The organism is Lysobacter capsici (genome assembly GCF_014779555.2).
Taxonomy (GTDB): domain Bacteria; phylum Pseudomonadota; class Gammaproteobacteria; order Xanthomonadales; family Xanthomonadaceae; genus Lysobacter; species Lysobacter capsici.
In genome coordinates, this window is sequence record NZ_CP094357.1 from 1,897,671 (window position 1) to 1,918,348 (window position 20,678).

Sequence of the window (20,678 nt, forward strand, 5' to 3'; positions counted from 1 at the left end):
GCGATGCGCCTGCCCGATACGCTCAAACCGTGGCATGCCTGGCTGGGCTGGTTCGACCCGGAACTGGCCGGCGTGCTCGGCGAACTGATGCTGCGCCTGCATCCGATGCTCGGCGCGTTCCGCATGCGCGCGTTGCGCGGCGCGGTCGAACCCGAGGGCATCGACGACCTGCGCCGGCGCGGCAGCTACGAACGCCTGTTGCTGAGCGAATGGGCGATGGCCGAGGTGGTGCCGGAGGAATTCGATCGCCGCGCCGCCGCCGGCGAGCATCTGTTCCTGTCGCCGAAACTGGTCGCGCGCGAAGTCGACGCGCTGACCGTGGCGGTGTTCGACACCGGCCCCACGCAACTGGGCGCGCCGCGGCTGGTGCATGTGGCGATGTGGATATTGCTGGCGCAGCGCGCGCAGGCGGCCAAGGCGCGTTTTGCCTGGGGCGTGCTCGGTAAGCCGGGCGAGCTGCATGCGGCCGATACGCCGCAAGCGCTCAAGCGTCTGCTGGACGCGCGGACGTACACGCCCGGCGGCGCGGTCGTGGCGCGCGATGGCCTCGATCCGGAGCACGCTGCGCTGTCCTTGTCCGAACGCCTGGAGCGCGAATGGACCTTGCGCCTGGATGCGGCCGATCCGAGTCCCGGTGAGCGCTGGTCGATCGGTTCGCACGCCCATGGTTATGGCTTGGGCCATCGCGTCGATGTGCAACGCGCCAGCCAGGACGAACTGGCGATCGTGATCGCCGCGCGCCAGGCGCGGCGCGAGCTGCGGCTGAATCTGCCCGATCCCAACGTGTCGTCGCGCCTGCTGCGCGGACGGTTCGAGTCGGTCGCGCGCGAGCAGTCCGTGTTGCCCGGCACGGGCAGGCTGTCGCTGAAGCAACCGCCGTTGATTTCCTTCGGCGGCAACAGCGTCGCCGTGCCGTTGATCGGAGAAAACGCGGCCAACGTCTACCGGCTGCCGCGCGGAACGATGCGATCGCAGTCGCCGCCGAAGACCACGCGCTGGTCCAAGGAGAAAACCTTGCTCGCGGCGACCTTGGTCGGTCGGCATTTCGGCGGGGTGATCGCGCATTCCGACCGACTCGAATTCTGGCAGCTCGCCCCACTGCGCCGCGCCGACCTGCCGCCGGTGGAGGAATTCGATCCAGCGGCCAGCCGGGCACGGCTGCTGCCGTGTTTCGTGCTCAACGGAGCTTTCAACGCAAGCCCGCACGCACGCGTGTTGCTGCTGTCCGGTCAGGGCCGTTTGTTGTCGTGGACGCATAACAAGTTCACCGCGCGCGGCGCGGAATACCAGATCTTTGCCGGCCGCACCCTGGCCATCGCCAATGCCGGCAACGATCATGCCTTGCATTTGCGCCAGCTGGGCAACGAGCTGCACTGCGAGTTTCTGGGTGTGCAGACCGGTCGAATCCTGGAAAAGATCGCGTTGCAAGGCGAAGCCCGTGCTGGTTTCGTGTGTGGGCGTTGGTTCGGCTCCGGTTGGCATGGCGGCTGTTGCGTGGAACAGCCGGTCGGCGGTCATGGCGGCGAGCGTTCCAGCATCTGGCGCGTGTTCCTGCGCAGCCAGCATCGGGCCAAGTCCGCCGATCACGAGATCGTGCTGCCGGCGGACTGGAAGGTCGTGGGCTTGAGGATGAACGCCGCCGACGAACTCGACCTGATCGCGTTGCGGCCCGATCGCAGAGCGGTGGTCAGCATCGGTGCGCAAGGCCGCGCGACGTTGTACGAATCGCCTTATCAGATCTCGGTCGCCAGCGTCGCCACCGATTGCGACATGATCGCGCTGGTCGATCTGCGCGGCCGGCTGGTGGTGTTGCGCGATAACGCCAAGAGCGTGTTGCTGTATGCCGGAGGCGGCGATGAGTGATCGCACGACGCCCGCCGACGCAACCGTGCGTCATCCCGTCTGGCGCGGCCGGCAAACGGTCGACGGGCTGTGGCTGGCCGCCGACTGGCTGTCGCCGGAGCGGCGCAGCGAACGCGTCCTGCACGAATGGATGCCCGGCTGCCGCGCATGGCGGTTCGAGCACGGCGATGTGCTGTGTTTCGAAGCGCCGCGCATGCTGCAGTGCGAATTCGCCGGCGGCACGCCGCTGCGCCGGGTCGGCGCGCATGGCCTGTACGCCGGTCCGCTGACCGAGGAGGAACGCGCCGCGCTCGCGGCCGGCGATGTGCATCTGGTGATCGGTGGGCAATTGCAGTCGCTGCATTTCGCCAAGGCGCAGACGCTCGATCCGTCGCTGGTGATCGACATCGACGACTACGCGTTGCACGACACCTACGACGGCCGCCGCAGCCTGGCCTTGCCCAAGGCCGGTCGCCTGACCGGCAAACCTTTGCGCGAGGTGTTGGGCGACAAGATTCCACCGCCGAGCCAGGAGCGCGAAGCGTTCCTGCGCGATGCGGCGGCGCGCGGCGCGGGCAAGGACGCCGACGGCAAACCGATCGGCCTGGGATTGTCCAGCGCGAAGCCGAGCCTGCGCGAACGCGCGGTCGGCACTCGCGACCGCATGGCCGACTGGTTGCTGCAGCGTTTTCCCGGTTTGTCGGGCGATGCGTCGTCGGGTCGCGGCGGCGGCGCGGCGACCAGCGGGCGAGGCGCGGGCACCGGCGGCGGCAGCGTGCGGCCGCGCAATCGGGCGATCGTGCCGCAACGCTGGCGCGACATGCTGGTGCGCTTCGCCATCGCCAGCCGCGCGTCGCGGCTGATCGGCATGCGTCACGGCGCGTACCTGCGCCGGTTGATGGAGCAGTTCGATCGCGGCGATCTCCACGAGGCCTTGCGCAATGCCTTGCCGATCGACGGCAGCGGCGATTCGCTGGGGCAGGCGTTCAGCGCGCCGGGCCGGCGCGACAGTCTGCGCCTGAGCCAGGGCAACGGCGCGGCGACCTCGATCGATTTCGGCGACAGCGCGCGCGATCGCTTGCGCAAGCTGTACCGCAACGCGTTCGAACAACTCGATCGGCAAGGCAAGATCGACGAAGCGGTGTTCGTGCTCGCCGAATTGCTGAGCGCGCGCAATGAAGCGCTGGACTATCTGGTCAAGCACGAGCGTTTCGCCCAGGCCGCCGAACTGGCGCTGAGCTGGGACATGGCGCCGGACCTCATCATCCGCTTGCTGATGCTGGCCGGCGACCGCGAACGCGCGGTGCTGGTCGCGCGTCGCGACAATGCCTTCGCCGCGGCGGTCGCGCTGCTGGAAAACGGCCATCCGCAGCAGGCGCGGCAATTGCGCGGTGAGTGGGGACAGGCGCTGGCCGAGCAGGGCCTGTGGCTGGCCGCGGTCGACGCGGTGTGGCCCGATCCGCAGGCGCGCGAGCAGGCCGGGCGCTGGCTGCTGGCGGCCGAAGCGGCCGGCGCCGAATTGTCCGCGCGCGCCCTGGTGCAGCGCGCGAGCCTGCTGCCCGATACCGTGCAGCATTACGCCGAGCGCATCGCGCGATTGGCCGATCCGGCCTCGCCGGCGGCGCCGCGCGAAGCCTTGGGTCGCGACCTCGCCGAGGTCAAGCAAAGCAACCCGGCGCTGCGTGTGCTCGCCGCGCAGGTGCTGCCCGCGCTCGCCGCTGATCGCGCCGCATGCGCGAACGATATCGAGCGCGCGCAGTTCGAACGCTTGCGCAAGCTGGCCGACGATCCGTGGCTCAGCGCCGATCTGCCCGAATGGTCGTTGCCGACGCCACAGGGCCGGCGTCGCTTGTGGGAGACGGCCGGCGCGTTGAGCGCGAGCGCGCCGGATGCGCCGGGCCTGCAGTCGCCGCACGACGTGGCGGCGCTCGGCGACGGCCGCTATCTGGTCGCGCTGGGCGAGGCCGGCGCCGCGGTGGTCGATCGCAACGGCCGACGCGTGCGCAGTTACGCGGTGCCCGCGTACCGGTTCGTGATGAGCCACAGCGGCCAGATCGCGTTGGCGATCGCGCGGCGCGACTCGGTGTCGCGGATCGCGCGGCTGGATCTGGCCCATCACGAAATCACCGACCTGGGCGCGATGCCGCTGCAATTCTTCGCCGATCGTTTCGACGGCATCGCCTGGTCGGTGGTGTCGGGCGAGCGGATCATGGTGGTGGACGCGGCGCGCGCGTCGCTGGACGTGCTGTGGAGCGTGGGCGATCTGGGCGGCCCGGTGGTCGCGGCGGAATTCTTCCCGATCGAGGAATCGTTCCTGGTGCATGGCGATCGCGAGCAGGTGCTGTGGCGTTATCGCAACGCGCCGCAGCGGCGCTTGCTGTCGCGCGATCCGATCCTCGAGGATGGACGGTTCCGGCAGTTGCATCCGGCGATGGGCGCGTTGCCGCTGCAGCTGACCCAGGACGACGATGGCGGCGTCCGTTTTGCCTACACCTGGGGCACGCGCGATTTCCAGATGCGGTTGTCGCCGCCGCCCGGCGAGCTCAGCGGGCACGGCGTGATTCCGCTGACCCACGGTTGCCTGGTGTGGTTGCGCGGCGAGCGCGCGATGCGCTTGCATCTGGTGCGGCCGTCGCATGCGGATGTGGCGGCGAGCATCGATTGGCCGGTGGCGGCGTTGCGTACGCGCGAGTACGAGGGCGGGGTGCTGCTGTTCGATCATCAGGGGCGGGTGATGGATATCGCCAGCGAGACCTCGAAGGTGCGGGTGTTTACCTTGCTTTGATTCGTGCAAGTGGCGTGGCGTCGCGCGTGCGGTTGCGTCGCTGCGATGGAAGTTGCGCGGAAGTCGTTGGTTCGCGGTCGCGGCTTGCGCCGCTCCTACAGGGGGATACGTAAGCCGCGTTTCAGACTGTAGGAGCGGCGCAAGCCGCGACCGCGAAACGCCGACTACGACGAATCACCGCTACTCACCGCCACCCAACAAAAAGCCCGGCTCGCGCCGGGCTTTTCGCGTTATCGCTTTCGCCAACCGATCAGAAAATCTTGATCTGCTGATCGGCCTTGCGCTGCATCGCCGTGCCGGCCTTGCAGCCGAAGGCTTCGCCGAACGCGGGCAGGTTGGACAGCGGCACGTTGGTGCGCGCCGGGCCCGGCGCGTGGATGCCGGTGGCGGCGCGCTGGGCGGCGACTTCCGGGCTCAGCTGCTGCGCCCACAGGCCGGCCCAGGCGCGGAAGAACGCCTGGTTGGCGTCCTTGCTGGCCGCGGGCTGGGCGGCGTGCAGCGCCGACCAGGCGAGTTCGACGCCGGCCTGATCGGCGATCGCGACCTCGCGCACCTGCGCGCCGTTGATCTTGGTCGCGGTCAGGCCCGGATACGGTTCGGCGCTGTACTGCGCGGCGACGCGGCTGCCGAGCGCTTCCCAGGCGGCGACTTCGGTCGGGGTCCACCAGTCGCGCACTTCCTGCTTGGCGTTGACGTAGCGGCCGCGGCCGTCGATGCCGTGGGTCAGTTCGGCGCCGACCAGCGCGCCGTAGGAACCGTACTGCGCGGCTTCGGGCTTGCTCATGTCGAGCACCGGCGCCTGCAGCATCGCGGCGGTGACGATCAGGCGGTTCTGGGCGATGTCGTAGGCCAGCGACGGCTCCTGCGGCAGCACGTCCCAGCGGCGGTCGGCGTTGCCGCGGCCGATGCGCTTCATTTCCTCGCGATGGCGCCAGGTCGAGGCGATCAGCATGTTGCTGCCGAAGCTGCCGCGGCCCATCGGCTGCACGGTGTAGTCCAGGTCGCGCTTGGGCGTGCCGACTTCGATCTTGAGCTTGGCCAGCTTGGCCTTGGCTTCGTTCTTGACCGCCTCGCTGAAGCGGGTGTCGGCCTCGACGTCCTTGCCCAGCGCTTCGCGCACCTGCGAGGCGATCTGCTCGGCGCGCGCATCGGTGGCGGCCGGCAGGTAGCGCGCGGCGTATTCGTGGCCGACCATCGGGCCGGCGGCGAGGGTGATCGCGTCGAGCACGGCCTGCTGGCGCGCGGGCTGTTCGCGCTGACCGCGCAGGACCTTGCCGCGGAAATCGAATTCGGCGTCGCGGAACGGCTTGGCCAGGTACGGCGCCATCGAATCGCCGACGCGCCAGCGCAGGTAGGTCTTCCACTGGTCGGGCTTGAGGCTGCCCAGCAGCTTGTCGAGTTCGGCGAACAACTGCGGGTTGGCCAGCGAGACGCTGTCGTCGCTGACGCCCTGGGCCTTGAGGAAGTCGGCCAGTTGCAGGCCCTTGTAGGTCTTGGCCAGGGTCGCGACCTGCACCGGCGCGTAGTTGGCGCGCGGATCGCGCAGGTCCGGCAGCGCCTTGGACGCGCGCGCGATGCGGGTTTCCAGATCGATCACCTGCAAGGACTCGGCCGCGAGTTTCTCCTTCGGCGTGCCGGTCAGGGTCAGGATCTTCTGCACGTAGTTGTTGTAGTGGCCGAGCAGCTGACGGGTGTCGGCGTCGCTGCGGGTGTAATAGGCCGGGTCGGGCAGGCCCAGGCCGCCCTGGCTGAAATAGCCGATGTGACGGTCGAGGTCCTGCAGGTCGATGTCGGCGCCGAAGTTGAACAGCACCGGGATGCCGACCTGGTGTAGCGCGGCGATCGAGGCCGGAATTTCCTTGGCCTTCTTGATCGCGTTGATGCGGCCGAGCAGCGGCGCGATCGGCTGCGAGCCGTCGCGCTCGACCGCCGCTTCGTCCAGGCCGCTGGCCCAGAAGTCGCCGAGCAGCTTCTGCACGTTGCCCTGCGGCGCGGTCATCGCGCTGTTGAGCAGTTCCAGCTGCTGGCGGCGGGCGTTGGCGGCCAGGGTTTCCAGCGAGGACACCGAGGCGGCGCCCGACAGCGGGTTGGCGCGCAGCCAGTCGGCGTTGGCGCTGGCGTAGAAATCGCTGCAGGCGTTGGCGGCGGCCGGAGCCTTCGGCTTGGCGGCGGCCTTCTTCTTGGCGGCATCGGCGGCGGGCGAGGCCAGGCCGGCGATCAGGCTCAGGGCGAGGGCACAGGCAAGCGGGCGTAGGGTCGACATCGCGTATTCCATCCTGGGGATGCGGGAGTTTAACAACTGGGGCGGGTGAGGCGATGAACGGGTTTGGCGGTTGTGGCTGGGCGGGGTGGGTACTGCCCTTCTCCCGCCTTACGGGAGAAGAGGCCCGAAGGGCGGATGAGGGCGTGCGGGATGTGGAGTGTCGCTGCTTGGGGTGACGCGAGCCCTCACCCCGGCCCTCTCCCGCGAGCGGGAGAGGGAGAAGGAGAGGGAGAAGTAAGGAGCATGGTCGTAGCGCGATCGGTGATAGGAGGGCCGCCGCTACGACGGTGTGCTGTCCTTCTCCCGCAAAGCGGGAGAAGGTGCCCGAAGGGCGGATGAGGGCGCACGGATGGGGCGCGTTGCTTGAGGCGCCGCCCCTCACCCCAGCCCTCTCCCGCAAGCGGGAGAGGGAGCTTGAAGAAAGCGTTTGGAGAAGACGGGCAGCCGATCGAATTAGACTCGGCGACGCGTTGCGTATATCCGGATACCCATGACCCCAGACTACAAAACCGGCGAGCAGGCGCTCGACGCGGCCATCCGGGCCTACCCGTGGATGGACTTCCATCTGGTCGCCTACGACGAAGTCAGCCTGATCGTCCGCGGCACCCTGGACCTGAGCTACGGCTACCAGTTGCAGATCGAGTTCGGCGATGTGGGCTACCTCGATTGCCCGATGACCTGGCGCACCGCCACCGACGCGCAGGTGTTCTCGAAAGTCGATCCGGCCACCTTGCGCGACGATGCGCGCGAGCGCTTTTTCGACGGCAACGGCGGAGAGGTGTTCCGCTTCGCGGTCGAAGGCGTCCATCGCCCGTGGTTCGCCCACGTCGTCGCGGCGCGCATGCGGTTTTTCGCCGCCGCGCACGGCGAGTATTTGAGCTGGAGCGACCAGGCCGGCGCTTTCGATTCCCGCTGCCGGGCTGGGCGGGAAGGGTGAATCGAGTGGTCGAGTATTCGGGTCGTCTGATCGAAAGGCGTCGGGCCTGAAGGCCCGCCCACAAAAGACCTCGCGGCGGCCGGGGCGTTTGGGTGAGGCCTTCAGGCCCGGTGCAAGGTGATGCAATCCCGTGAGATCCCCACCGCCAGAAAAGCGAAGGCCCGGGAATCCCGGGCCTTCGTTGGCACGTCAGATTGAGCGCGAGAACCGCGCCGATCCGATTACCAGATCACCACCTGCTTGTCGCCCTCGCGCACCATTGGCTGGCCCGGCTTGCACGAGAACGCCGCGGCGAACGCCGGCAGGTTCGACGGCGCGCCGATCGCGCGGAAGTTGGCCGGCGCGTGCTCGTCGGTCTGCAGACGCACCTTCAGCTCTTCCGGGGTGAAGTTGCGGCGCCACACGGTGCCCCAGTTGAGGAAGAAGCGCTGCTCGCGGGTGAAACCGTCGGTCTTCGGATCCGGGGTGTCGCCGGCGGCCTTCTTCATCGCGTCGTACGCGGTGGCCAGGCCGCCCAGGTCGGCGATGTTCTCGCCCAGGGTGTGCTTGCCGCTGACGTGCGCGCCCGGCGCGGCTTCATAGCCGTCGAACTGCTTGATCAGCTTGTCGGTCAGGCCCGAGAACGCCTTCGCGTCCGACGGCGCCCACCACACTTCCATGTTGCCGGTCGGTCCGAAACGCGAACCCTGGTCGTCGTAACCGTGGGTCATCTCGTGGCCGATCACCGCGCCGATGCCGCCGTAGTTGGTGGCGTCGTCGGCCTTGGGATCGAAGAACGGCGGCTGCAGGATCGCGGCCGGGAACACGATCTCGTTCTGCAACGGGTTGTAGTAGGCGTTGACCATCTGCGGCGGCATGCCCCATTCGGTCTTGTCGACCGGCTTGCCGATCTTGCTCAGGTTCCACTTGTAGTTGAACTCGTTGGCCGCCTTGACGTTGGCGTAGTAGCTGTCGCGGCCGGTGCTCAGGCCGCTCCAGTCGCGCCACTTGTCCGGGTAGCCGATCTTCGGGGTGAAGCTCGCCCACTTCTCCAGCGCCTTCTTCTTGGTGTCCGCGCTCATCCACGACAGGTTCTCGATGCGCGCCTTGAGGGCTTCGCTGAGATTCTTGACCAGCGCCTGCATGCGCTCCTTGGACTCCGGGGTGAAGGCGACCTTGACGTACAGCTGGCCCATCGCTTCGCCGGTCTGGCCTTCGATGGTGTCGAGCACGCGCTTGCCGCGCTCCTTGAGTTCCTTCTGCCCGCGCAGGGTCTTGTTGTAGAAGTTGAAGCTTTCGTTGACGAAGGCTTCCGACAGGTACGGCGAGGCGCCGTCGATCGCGTGGAAGCGCAGGTAGGCCTGCCACTGCGCGGCCGGCAGTTCGCCGATCATCTTGCTGACTTCCTGGTGGAACGCCGGCACCGCGAGCGAGAACTTCGCCGGCAGGGCGACCTTCTGCGATTCGAAGAACTTGGTCCAGGAGAAGTTCGGGGTCAGTTCGTCGGCCTGCGCCGGGCTGACCGGGTTGTAGTACAGCGAGACATCGCGCGAGAGCTCTTCGCGCGACTTGGACGCCTTGGCCAGGCGGGTTTCGAACGCGATCACGTCCTTGGCCTGCTTGGCGGCGTCTTCGGGCTTGGCGCCGCCCAGTTCCAGCACCTTGGCGACGTGGACTTCGTACGCGGCGAGCTTGTCCTTGTGCTTGGCGTCGGTGTAGTAGGTCGTGTCCGGCAGGCCCAGGCCGCCCTGCGAGGCGTAGGCGATGTTGTTGGCCGAATCCTTGAAGTCGGCTTCGGCGCCGAAGCCGAACAGGTTGTTGTCGCCGGTCGCGGCGGCGTCGCGCAGGTAGGCGGCGATCTTTTCCGGGCTGTCGATCGCGTCGATCTTGGCCAGGTCGGGCTTCAGCGGCTCCAGGCCCTGGGCGTTGACCTTGGCCACGTCCATGCCGGTGGCCCACAGGTCGCCGACGATCTTCTCCACGCCGGTGGCCTTGGTGTCGGCGGCGGCCTGCTCGGCGAGCTGGCGCTGCACGGCGTTGGAACGCTCATCGAGCATTTCGAACGCGCCCCACGAGGTGCGGTCGTTCGGGATGGTGTTGGCGGCGAGCCACTTGCCGTTGACGTAGCCGCCGAAGTCGGTGCAGGCGTCCTTGGTGGTGTCCAGGTCGGTCGCCAGGAAGCGGTTGACCGGCGGCAGCTTGCTTTCGTCGAGCTTGAGGGTGGCCTCGGCGGGCGCGGCGGCGGCCGTGGTGTCGGCCGGCGCGGTCGGCGCCGGGGCTTCGGTCTTGCCGCAGGCGGCCACGACCGTGGCGATGGCGAGGGACAACAGCAGGACTTGCGGTTTCTTGAAGGTCACAGCGGGCTCCAGCCGGGAAGGCATAGGCGAGAAACGAATCGGGAATTGTCGCGGATTTCCGACCACGGGGTGAGGTCGTCGCCGGGACACGGGCGGACGATAGTCCCGTTCCGGTCGTGAGAAGGGTGTCGAAGGTCATGTGGGGTGGGGTGGGGCTTGTTCAGCTTTGCCCTGGGTGGCGGGAAGCGAGGAACGAGTTGAGAGGAGTGAGGAACGAGTAAGGGCGGCTGCGCTCTCACTCACTTCTCACTCCTCTCCACTCGTTCCTGCCCCGCCGGGGAGTGGAAACGAGTAAAGGCCGCTCCTCGCCTCTCACTCACTCCTCACTCCTCTCAACTCATTCCTGCTTCACCAAATCACCACCTGCTCCGCCGCCCCGCGCACCATCGGCTGGCCGGGCTTGCACGAGAACGCCGCGGCGAACGCCGGCAGGTTCGACGGCGCGCCGATCGCGCGGAAATCGCTCGGCGCGTGCGGGTCGGAATTGACCAGCACCTTGAGCATGTCCGGCGTGTAGCGATCGCGCCAGCTGGTGGCGAAGCTGTAGAAGAAGCGCTGGTCGCGGCTGAGGCCGTCGGTCTTCGGGTCGGGCGTGTCGCCTATCGCCAGCCGCATCGCATCGTAGGCCGTGGCGATGCCGCCCAGGTCGGCGATGTTCTCGCCGAGGGTGAGCTTGCCGTTGACCTTCAGCCCGGGCGCGGCCTGATAACCGTCGAACTGCTGCACCAGCTTGGCGCTGCGCTCGGCGAAGCCCTTGGCGTCGGCCGGCGTCCACCAGTTGTTGAAATTGCCGTCGGGACCGAAGCGCGAACCCTGGTCGTCGTACCCGTGGGTCATCTCGTGGCCGATCACCGCGCCGATGCCGCCGTAGTTGGTGGCCTCGTCGGCCTTGGGATCGAAGAACGGCGGCTGCAGGATCGCGGCCGGGAACACGATCTCGTTCTGCAGCGGGTTGTAGTACGCGTTGACCGTCTGCGGCGACATGCCCCATTCGGTCTTGTCGACCGGCTTGCCGATCTTGCTCAGGTTCCACTGGTAATTGAAGCGATTGGCGGCCTGGGCATTGGCGTAATAACTGTCGCGATCGGTCTTCAGCCCCGACCAGTCGCGCCACTTGTCCGGATAGCCGATCTTGGGCGTGAAGCTGGCCCATTTCTCCAGCGCTTTCTTCTTGGTTTCATCGCTCATCCAGCTCAGATTCTCGATCCGCGCCTTGAGCGCCGTGCGCAGGCCCTGCACCAGGGTTTCCATCTGCGCCTTGGACTGTTGCGGAAACGCGACCTTGACGTACAACTGGCCCATCGCTTCGCCGGCCTGATCGTCGATGTCGCCGAGCACGCGCTTCCAGCGCGCCTTGGGTTCTTTCTGCCCGCGCATGGTCTTGTTGTGGAACTCGTAATGCTCGGCGACGAAGTTGTCGGCCAGGTACGGCGAGGCGTCGTCGACGGTGTGATAGCGCAGATACGCCTGCCAGGTCGCCGCCGGCGTGTCGGCGATCATCTTGCTGACCTCCTTGTGGAAGTCGGGCATCGCCAGCGAGAACTGCGCCGGCGTGGCCACGCCCTGCGATTCGAAGAACTTGGTCCAGGAGAAATTCGGCGTGAGTTCGTTGGCCGCGGCGACGCTGATCGGCTGGTAGTACAGGGCCACGTCGCGCTGCAGTTGTTCGCTCGACAGCGAGGCGCGCGCCAGGCGGGTTTCGAAATCGATCACCGCCTTGGCCTGCTGCGCGGCATCGGCTGCGGCGACGCCCGACAGCACCAGCACCTTGGCGATGTGCTGCTGGTAGGCGGCGAGCTTGTCGTGCTTGTCCTTGTCGAAGTAATAGCCCTTGTCGGGCAGGCCCAGGCCGCCTTGCGTGGCGAAGGCGATGTTCATGGATGAATTCTTGAAGTCGGCCTCGGCGCCGAAATCGAACACCACGTTGTGGCCTTGCGCGGCGCTGCTGCGCAGGTAGGCGGCGATCTTCTCCGGGCTGTCGAGCGCGGCGATCGCGGCCAGGTCGGCCTGCACCGGCGTGAGGCCCTGGGCGTTGATCCTGGCTTCGTCCATGCCGGTCGACCACAGATCGCCGATCAGCTTTTCCACGCCGCTGGCCTTGGGATCGGCGGCGGCCTGCTGCGCGAGTTGGTGCTGCACCGCCAGCGAGCGTTCGGCCAGCACGTCGGACACGCCCCAGGACGAACGATCGCCGGGGATCGGATTGGCGGCGAACCAGCGGCTGTTGACGTACTCGCCGAGGTTGTCGCAGGCGTTCTTGGCCGGGTCCAGATCGGCGACGGCGAAGCGCACCGGCTGCGGCAGCTTGCTTTCGTCGAGCGTGAGCGCGGTGGCCTCGGCGGGTTTCGCGGCGGGCGTGCCCGCGGCCGGCGCCGGGGTTTCGGGCTTGCTGCAGGCCGCGAGCGCGGCGGCGATCGCCAGCGACAGCAGCAGGGGGGAGGATTTCATGGGCATCAGTGAGACTCCGGGCCGACGGGCATGGGAAGGATCTGACGTGGCGCAGATCGGGGTTGTGAACGAAACGGCGGCGTGGCGGCGGCCACGATGCAGCGGCGACGGCGCGAACGCCCGCGGCTGCGACGCCTGCTGGATTGGCGATGGCTCCCGATGCGGCCCGTCGTCGTCGGCCCTCAACGTGATCGGTCGACGATAAACCCGTTCGCGCGTGGGGAAGGGTGTCGTCAGTCATGTGGGGTGATGCGGGATCGGCGGGTTTCGCCTCGGCTCGGTTCGCGCAAGGCGTTCGGACCGATGCGGCAAACAACCAAGCCTTCGGCGGCCACGACCTCGTCCGCATCGCCTGCATGCTAAGTTCCAGACCCACACCGCGGCCGCGCCCGGCCGCCGCACTCTAGCGAAGGAGTCGATAGCAATGCGCGTCCACTTTCACGGCGCCGCCGGCGAGGTCACCGGTTCCCTGCACGAAGTCGAAGCCGCCGGCCATCGCATCTTGCTCGACTGCGGCATGATCCAGGGCAGCCCCGAGGCCGAACTGCGCAATCTCGATGCGTTCGCGTTCGACGCGGCGACGCTCGACGCGCTGGTGATCAGCCACGCCCATATCGATCACATCGGCCGGGTGCCGCTGCTGGTCAAGCGCGGCTTTCGCGGGCCGATCTTCGCCCAGGCCGCGACCGCCGACCTGATGCGAATCATGCTGCTGGACTCGGCCTCGATCGCCGAAAGCGAAGCCGAGCGCGGCAACCGCAGGCGCGCGCACGGCGAGCCCGAACTGCTGCCGCTGTACACCCGCGACGATGTCGAAGCGACCATGCAGCGGGTGCAGCCGCTGCCCTACGACACGCACCGCGAAATCCTGGCGGGGGTGACGGTGCAGTTCCGCGAGGCCGGGCACATCCTGGGTTCGTCGGTGGTCGAGCTGTTCGCCGATGGCCGCAAGCTGGTGTTCTCCGGCGATCTGGGGCCGAAGGGCACGCCGATCCTGCGCGACCCCGCGCCGATCGACAGCGCCGACCTGGTGCTGATGGAATCGACCTACGGCGATCGCCTGCACAAGGACCGCGCCGAAACCATCCTCGAACTCGGCCGCATCCTCGACGCGGCCTGGAACGACGGCGGTAATGTGTTGATCCCGGCGTTCGCGGTCGGCCGCAGCCAGGAACTGCTGTACTGGTTCGCCAAATACTGGGACGAGTGGAACGTCGGCCGCTTCAAGATCTTCCTCGACAGCCCGATGGCCAGCAAAGTGGTCGGCGTCTACGACCGCCACGTCGAACTGTTCGACGAAGACGCGCTGCGGGTGTGGAAGCACAAGCCCGATCCCTTCCATCTGCCGAACCTGCAGCTGACCGAATCGGCGCAGGACTCGATGGCGATCAACCAGATCGAACGCGGCGCGATCGTCATCGCCGGCTCGGGCATGGCCAACGCCGGCCGCATCCTGCACCACTTCAAGCACAACCTGGGCAAGCCGCAGACCCATGTGGTGTTCGTCGGTTACCAGGCCGAGGGCACGATCGGGCGGCGTCTGGTCGAAGGCGCCAAGTGGGTGCGCATCCACGGTCGCGATACTCGCGCCGAAGCGCAGCGCCACACCATCGGCGGCTTGTCGGCGCACACCGATCAGAACGGCTTGATCGCGTGGTACGGACAGATCGAAGGCCATCCGCCGCTGGTGCTGGTGCATGGCGAAGACAAGGCGCGCGAGGCGCTAGCCGGCGAAATCGGCGAACGCTTCGGCACCCAGGTGGCGTTGGCGCGGCCGGGCATGACGCTGGAGGTTTAAGCGCGCGCTGCGGCGATCCCGTCGGCGGGGTGGCGGACCTGGATATCCGGATCGCCCACCCCGAACGGCCGTTCGGCGCGTTTCATGAGGATCTGCCGATGCAGGCAGCGCCGTTGCGCGGCCGCGCAACGGGACAAGAACTCAGGTGAGCGGGCATGAGCAAACGCATCTGGAAGATCGCTGTCGGCGCAGTGCTGGTCGTCGCATGCCTGATCCTGATCGGATGGGTGCTGAGCCGGGTGCTCGGCGGATCCCGATGCACCGTCAGCGGCCGGGTCCGCGGACAGGTGGCGACCATGGGCGCGAAGCTCCAGTCCTTTCAATGCGATCAGGGCGTCTTTCCCCCGACCTTGCGGGTGCTGACCGACCCGAAGCTGCCTTTGGGGCCGTATACGAAAGAGACCGAGCTGCGCGACAGCTGGGGTCGTCCGCTGTACTACCACGTCGAGAGCGACGAACAACGCTTCGTGCTGTTTTCGCTCGGCCACGACGGGCTGATCGGCGGCGAGGACGAGGATGCCGACATCGCCTACGTCGGCAGCAGGGCCAGGGTCGACGACGAGCAATGGTGGCGCCGTGACGCGAACTTCCAATCGCCCGATTGTCCAAAACTCGTGCCGCCGCCTTCGGCGATGACGCGCCCGCCGCAAGATACCGCGACCTCGCCCGGCGCCTGCGACGAAGAATGACCGCAACGGTTTGCGCAGAATTTATGCGATCGGCGCGGTGACGGCATGGAGGCTTTACCGATCTCGCGCGCAAGCTGGCGGCATCTTCCACGCCAACCTCCCCCGTGAGCATCCTGATCCTGCAAGGCCGTCATCTGTCTTCAAAACCGCTGCAATCCCAGTTCCTGCTCGAACTGCGCGGCCTGGCCGCGGCGGTCGGCCGCAATCTCGAGCTGCGCCCCTGCGCCAGCCTGCGCGAACTGGTCGGCAGCCTGCGCGCCGCGCGCCGTCGCCGCAGCGAATTCGTGCTGCTCGACCCGGGCGAGCTGGCGCCGCACGCCTTGGCCGAACCCGAAGCCCTGCGCCAGGCGCTGGACGAACTGCCCAGCGCCTACATCGAAGTCCACGACGCCAGCGCCACCACCCTGGACGAGCGCCTGCACGCGCACGCGCCGCCGCTGGCGACGATCGTGATCAACGGCGATCTGGCGATGAGTTATCGCATCGCGCTCGGCATCGCGTTGCGCCGGCTTTCGCGCTGAATCGCTCGCACGCTGCGTCGCTTGCGAGTCGAGCCGCCTGCGCGCTGAGCCGCCTGCGCGCGGCTAGACCGGCGCTGCGCCGTCGTTCTCGCGCGCCAGCCAGCGCTGCATCGCATGCCGGAAGCGCGTGGCCTCGCGTTGCTTGTGCAGGTACTCCTGATCCAGCACGCGATACAGCGACCACATGATCAGCACCAGCAGCAGCGCGAACGGCAACGCGGCGACGATGATCACGCCCTGCAACGCATCCAGGCCGCCGGCCAGCAGCAGCGCGACCGCGATCAGGGCCTGGATCACGCCCCAGGTCGCGCGCCGCGACAGCGGCGGATCGGCGCGGTCCTCGCTGGACATGCTGGCCAGCACCAGGGTCGCCGAGTCGGCCGAGGTCACGAAGAACAGCATCAACAAGGCGATCGCCGCGGCCATCAGCAACGGTGCCCACGGCAGGCTTTCGAGCAGGGCGAACAGCACCTGCTCGTAACCCTGGCCCAAGGCGCCGGCCAGGTCGACGCCGCCGAACATCTGCGCCCACAGCGCGCTGCCGCCGAACGCGGCGAACCACACGAAGCTCATCAGCGAAGGCACCAGCACCACGCCGAACACGAACTCGCGCACGCGCCGGCCGCGCGAGATGCGGGCGATGAAGCTGCCCACGAACGGCGCCCAGGCGATCCACCACGCCCAGTAGAAGATCGTCCACTCGCCGACCCAGGGATCGCGCGAGAACGGCGCCATGCGCAGGCTCATGTTCGGCAATTGGTTGATGTAGCTGCCCAGGGTGGTGGTGAAGGTCTCGAAGATGAAACTGGTCGGCCCGGCCACCAGCACGAACGCGAGCAGCAGCGCGGCCAGGGCGAGGTTGAGATTGCTCAGCCATTTGATCCCGCGGTGCAGGCCGGTGAGGCTCGACGCCATGTACAGCGCGAACGCCACCGCGACCACGCACAGTTGCAGCGCCGGGGTCACGCTCAGGCCGAACACCCGCGCCAGCCCGGCGCTGATCTGCACGGTGCCGAAGCCCAGCGTGGTCGCCACGCCGATCGCGGTGGCGACGACCGCGGCGACATCGATCAACTGCCCGGGCCAGCGCCGGTGCCAGCGGCCGATCACCGGTTGCAGCAAGTCGCTGATCTGGCCGCGTCCGTTGCGGTTGAACTGGAACCACGCCATCGCCAGCCCGACCAGTGCGTACACCGCCCACGGGTGCAGGCCCCAATGGAAGAACACATAGCGCATCGACGCGCGCGCGGCCGGCATGCTCTGCGCGGCAAGGCCTTCGGGCGGATGCAGGTAATGCGACACCGGTTCGGCCGCGCCCCAGAACACCAGACCGATGCCCATGCCGGCGGCGAACAGCATCGACAGCCAGCTCAGGCGCGAGAACTCCGGCTCGGCGTCGTCGCCGCCGATGCGCAGGTCGGCGAAGCGGCCGAGCGAGAGATACAACAGGAACAGCAGCGAGGCGAACACGATCAGCAGGTACAGCCAGCCGGCCCGCGCCACGGTCAGCGACAGCGCGTGCTGGATCGTTTCGTTGAACGATTGCGGGGCCAGCACGCCGGCGGCGACCAGCGCGGCGAGCAGGACGATCGAAAGTCGGAAAACCAAAATCCACTCCAGACAGGCGCGCGAACGAATCGCGCGCGTGAGGCGTGCCGGACGCGCGCGGCGCGTCGACAGGCATGAGACGCAGCCGCGCCGATGCGCGCATGGAGCACGCGCCATCGCCGCCGCGATCAGCGGGCGAGCGAGTCGACAGCAGGCTGTTGAGGGCGATCCGCGCTGCGAGCCATGGCCGTAGCAGTGACGGCGCAAGCGGACGTGTGAGTCCGGTGCGGTGTGCGGAGCGGGGCGATTTTAACAGACGCGCTGTTTTGCGCCTTCACATTGTCGCGATAAACGCGTGCGCGGGGAAAATCCGGCTGGCGCCCCGCATCTGTTGCTTAACATCGCCTTCTTCGGGAGCGTGCCTCAGTCTTTCTGCTCCGGGTTCGCGCGCAGGTATTCGAGGTGCTCCTTGCTGGTTTGCCAAGGACGCTTGTCCGTTTCGCTCATCGGATAGTACGGATGCTCGATGCCGAGGCTGCTGATCACGATCTTGAGCTTGTCGCCGGGGTAGAAGTGAACCTGCAGCGAGCCCGGCCCTCTCGCGTTGTAATCGGGAATATCCACCGTGGCTTCGCGCGGCGGAGGAATCGGGCGCTTGTCGTTCGCCAGACGGCTGTAACTCCATTTCACCTTGGCCTGTAATCCAGGGTGCCAGCGCTTGGGTATCTGGACGCAGCAGGTGGCGCCGGCCCCAGCCTCGGGCTCGGCGTTCGAGCCGGCCGCGTCATCGACCGAGAATCCCTGGACGTACAGCCCCGATGCTTCGGTGTTGTGGTTATAGCCGGTAATCGATGCGATCGTCATCGGGTCTTCGCAGGCCGCCAATGCCATCGTGCCAGCGCACAGCAGGATCATCAGCGGGTTTTTCCACAGGCTCATGGCGTGTTGTCGTCTTCGGCGTTGTTGAGTGGCATGACCGTCGCGGCGCCGACAGCGAGCGCCTGACCGAAAAGCACGAGCTCAGTGGGTCGCGCTCGCCGGCATCCGCCGCAACGCCGCGGTCTCCCATCCCGCGACGATCATGAACACCAGCGTCGTCGCCGCGCCAAGCATCAACGCCGACAGGTGCAGCGGCGCGCTGGCGAACCACAGCGCCGCCAACATCAACAACCCGGCGCAGTGCGAAATCGGCGGGAACCGGCGGGTATTGGTCACCCATTTGAACAGGGCGCAACCCAGCAGATACAGCGCCGGGCCGCCGACGATCGCGGCGATGCCGGCGGCGTCGGCGTGATCGGGGTGGACCAGCACCAGTTCGTCGGCGACCGCGCACACGATGATGCCGCCGACGATCAGCAGATGCATATAGGTGTAGGCCAATCGCGCCAGGCGCGCGCGACGGGTCGCGTCTTCGTCGTGGGCGATGCGGTGTTCGCCGCGCGCCGCGCCGCTGTCGAAATAGATCCACCACATCGCCACGCTGCCGAGGAAGGCGATGCAGAACGCGGCGACGGTGGTCGGGTTCCAGTCGAGCTTGGCGAAGGTCGCGCCGGTGATCAGGATCGATTCGCCCAGCGCGATGATGATGAACAAGCCGCAGCGTTCCGACAGATGGCCGCCTTCCACGTCCCAGTCCGACAGGGTCGAGCGGCCCAGCCCGGGCACGCGGAAGAACGCGATCGGCCCGAGGTATTCGATCCCGATCGCGATCATCCACCAGCCCACGCGCGCGTCGGGCTCGGCCAGTCCGCCGGCGATCCAGAATCCGCCCGAGACCAGCAGCCACAAGGTGATGCGGATGAAATTGCGGAAATTGCCGGGGCTGCGCCCGCCGCGCAGCGCCCACAGCATGAACGCGCTGCGCCCGACCTGCATGCTGGCGAACACCGCCGCATAGATCAGACCGCGTTCGCCGAAGGCATCGGGCAGCGACGACGACAGCAGCAGGCCGCCGAGCATCAGCCCGAAGATCATGAGCCGCACCGGCACTTTCTCCGGGTCCAGCCAGTTGGTGACCCAGGAGGTGTAGATCCACAGCCACCACACGCCGAGGAACAACAGGCCGGTGCGCAGCGCGCCGACCGGATCGAGGTGTTCGAGCAGGGTGTGCGACAGCTGGGTCACCGCGAACACGAACACCAGGTCGAAGAACAATTCGGCGTAGCCGACCTTGGCGTGGCCTTCGCGGCTGCGCAGCAGGGTGGGGCGGGGGGCGGTCATGGCGCGGCCTTGGGCTAGGGCGTGGATCGGGTTCGCGACAGTATCCACCCCAGCGCGAGCGCGAATGCGGCCGGCACGGCGAAGATAAGCAAGAAGATCGGCAGTTCCTCGGCCACGCTGTAGCCGGCGTGGATCACGCCGACCGCCATGTTGATGCCCGCGCCGATCAGCCACAGCGGCAGGAAGATCCTGATCGCGCTGCGCAGCGGCGCCGTGCCGGGGCCGACCAGCACGCGCGCGGCCAGCAGGCACAGCGCCAGCAGGGCGAAACCGCCGAGTATCACCAGTACCGTGTGCATGCCGATCCCCTGGGTCGTGGCGCTTGTGTCGATGTCAGGTTACCGCGATCGCTGGCGCATCGCGCGCAGCCAACGCCTGCGCTCATGGTTGGCGCCGGCGCGTGCATGCGGCGTGCAGGCACGCGCCGGCGGACGCTATCGCCTCAACCGGTGCTGCTTCAGCGGGTCCCGCTTCAACGCGTGGTGTACCCGCCGTTGGCGAAGATGGTCTGGCCGGTGATCCACCAGCCGTCGCTGACCAGGAACTTGATCAGCGGCGCGATGTCGGCGATCTCGGTCAGGCCGCTCTTGGTGCGGCTGCTCAACGCCGCGGCGGTGGCGTGGTACGCGGCCGATTCCTTCGACTCGGCCGGATAGAAGAACGGCGTGTCCATCGGCCCCGGGCCGACCGCGTTGACCGAGATGCCGCGTTCGCCGAATTCCTTGGACGCGGCGCGGGTGAAGTGCTCGATCGGCGCCTTGCTGCCGGGATAGACCGCATAGAACGGCGTGTACGCGGCGAGCAGCGAGCTGACGATGGTGCAGATGTTGCCGTCGTCGGCGAGCTGCTTGCCGGCTTGCTGGATAAAGAAGAACGCGGCCTTGGCGTTGACCGCGAACATCCGGTCGTACTCGTCCTCGGTCACTTCGATCAGCGGCTTCTTGATCACCATGCCGGTGGTGTTGATGGCGATGTCGAGCTTGCCGAAGCGCGCCTTGGCCGCGTCGAACAGGGCGGCGACCTCGCCGGGCCGGGTCAGGTCGCCCTGGTGGGCGAAGGCGTCGGCGCCGGCCGCGCGTACCGCGGCGACGGTCTCTTCGGCCGCGGCGCGGGTGGCGTCGCTGTTGTAATGCACGGCGATCGCGCCGGCGCCGCCGGCGGCGAGTTCGCGCGAGATCAGACCGCCGAGGTTCTTGGCGCCGCCGCCGATGACGACGGCCTTGCCGGTGAGGGAACGGTTGGGCATGGGGTGCTCCGGTAGGGGATTCAGGGCGTTGGCCACTTGCCGCGT

Annotated in this window: 14 protein-coding genes; 6 read left to right on the forward strand and 8 right to left on the reverse strand. The window is 67.7% G+C overall.

All coding sequences use genetic code 11. The features are described from left to right. Positions 1-3 precede the first annotated feature (3 nt). Together IEQ11_RS07905 and IEQ11_RS07910 are read left to right on the forward strand one after the other, a co-directional pair. Positions 4-1,863 (forward strand): hypothetical protein, encoded by a 1,860-nt coding sequence (locus IEQ11_RS07905; protein WP_191821434.1) that lies wholly within the window; start codon positions 4-6, stop codon positions 1,861-1,863. After that, positions 1,856-4,627 (forward strand): bpX6 domain-containing protein, encoded by a 2,772-nt coding sequence (locus IEQ11_RS07910; RefSeq protein ID WP_191821435.1) that lies wholly within the window; start codon positions 1,856-1,858, stop codon positions 4,625-4,627. Before IEQ11_RS07905 ends, IEQ11_RS07910 begins: the two co-directional genes overlap by 8 nt. 250 nt (positions 4,628-4,877) lie before the next feature. Here the strand turns inward: IEQ11_RS07910 and IEQ11_RS07915 are convergent, their stop codons facing one another. Further along, positions 4,878-6,890, reverse strand: a complete 2,013-nt coding sequence (locus IEQ11_RS07915) for a M13 family metallopeptidase (RefSeq protein ID WP_096418253.1) — start codon at positions 6,888-6,890, stop codon at positions 4,878-4,880. Between the two features lie 490 nt (positions 6,891-7,380). Between IEQ11_RS07915 and IEQ11_RS07920 the strand changes: the two genes are divergently transcribed. Beyond that, positions 7,381-7,827 carry a hypothetical protein gene (locus IEQ11_RS07920; protein WP_191821436.1) on the forward strand — a complete coding sequence of 149 codons (447 nt, stop codon included), beginning with the start codon at positions 7,381-7,383 and terminating at the stop codon, positions 7,825-7,827. A gap of 221 nt (positions 7,828-8,048) precedes the next feature. Here the strand turns inward: IEQ11_RS07920 and IEQ11_RS07925 are convergent, their stop codons facing one another. Beyond that, positions 8,049-10,139 (reverse strand): M13 family metallopeptidase, encoded by a 2,091-nt coding sequence (locus tag IEQ11_RS07925; RefSeq protein WP_060410630.1) that lies wholly within the window; start codon positions 10,137-10,139, stop codon positions 8,049-8,051. 372 nt (positions 10,140-10,511) lie between these two features. Next, entirely contained in the window at positions 10,512-12,617 is a 2,106-nt protein-coding gene (locus IEQ11_RS07930) for a M13 family metallopeptidase (protein ID WP_191821437.1), read from the reverse strand. Positions 12,618-13,035: 418 nt separating this feature from the next. Between IEQ11_RS07930 and IEQ11_RS07935 the strand changes: the two genes are divergently transcribed. The 3 genes from IEQ11_RS07935 (at position 13,036) to IEQ11_RS07945 (ending at position 15,619) form a co-directional block, all read left to right on the forward strand. After that, complete coding sequence (locus tag IEQ11_RS07935) at positions 13,036-14,409, forward strand: MBL fold metallo-hydrolase (RefSeq protein WP_191821438.1); 1,374 nt, start codon at positions 13,036-13,038, stop codon at positions 14,407-14,409. 155 nt (positions 14,410-14,564) lie between these two features. After that, positions 14,565-15,098 carry a type II secretion system protein GspG gene (locus IEQ11_RS07940; protein WP_191821439.1) on the forward strand — a complete coding sequence of 178 codons (534 nt, stop codon included), beginning with the start codon at positions 14,565-14,567 and terminating at the stop codon, positions 15,096-15,098. A 104-nt stretch (positions 15,099-15,202) separates the two neighbouring features. Then, positions 15,203-15,619 (forward strand): hypothetical protein, encoded by a 417-nt coding sequence (locus tag IEQ11_RS07945; protein WP_191821440.1) that lies wholly within the window; start codon positions 15,203-15,205, stop codon positions 15,617-15,619. A 63-nt stretch (positions 15,620-15,682) separates the two neighbouring features. On the opposite strand, the gene IEQ11_RS07950 is transcribed toward IEQ11_RS07945, so the two are convergent. From IEQ11_RS07950 to IEQ11_RS07970, 5 genes are all read right to left on the reverse strand, one after another. Further along, positions 15,683-17,227 (reverse strand): BCCT family transporter, encoded by a 1,545-nt coding sequence (locus IEQ11_RS07950; protein ID WP_191821441.1) that lies wholly within the window; start codon positions 17,225-17,227, stop codon positions 15,683-15,685. A gap of 363 nt (positions 17,228-17,590) precedes the next feature. After that, a complete protein-coding gene (locus IEQ11_RS07955; RefSeq protein ID WP_191821442.1) occupies positions 17,591-18,106 on the reverse strand; it encodes a DUF3304 domain-containing protein in 516 nt (171 codons plus the stop codon). An 81-nt stretch (positions 18,107-18,187) separates the two neighbouring features. Beyond that, positions 18,188-19,387 carry a low temperature requirement protein A gene (locus IEQ11_RS07960; RefSeq protein WP_191821443.1) on the reverse strand — a complete coding sequence of 400 codons (1,200 nt, stop codon included), beginning with the start codon at positions 19,385-19,387 and terminating at the stop codon, positions 18,188-18,190. A gap of 14 nt (positions 19,388-19,401) precedes the next feature. Then, entirely contained in the window at positions 19,402-19,686 is a 285-nt protein-coding gene (locus IEQ11_RS07965; RefSeq protein WP_191821444.1) for a hypothetical protein, read from the reverse strand. 173 nt (positions 19,687-19,859) lie between these two features. Then, on the reverse strand, positions 19,860-20,633 hold the full coding sequence (locus IEQ11_RS07970) for an SDR family oxidoreductase (protein ID WP_046656092.1): 774 nt from the start codon (positions 20,631-20,633) through the stop codon (positions 19,860-19,862). Between the last annotated feature and the right edge of the window lie 45 nt (positions 20,634-20,678).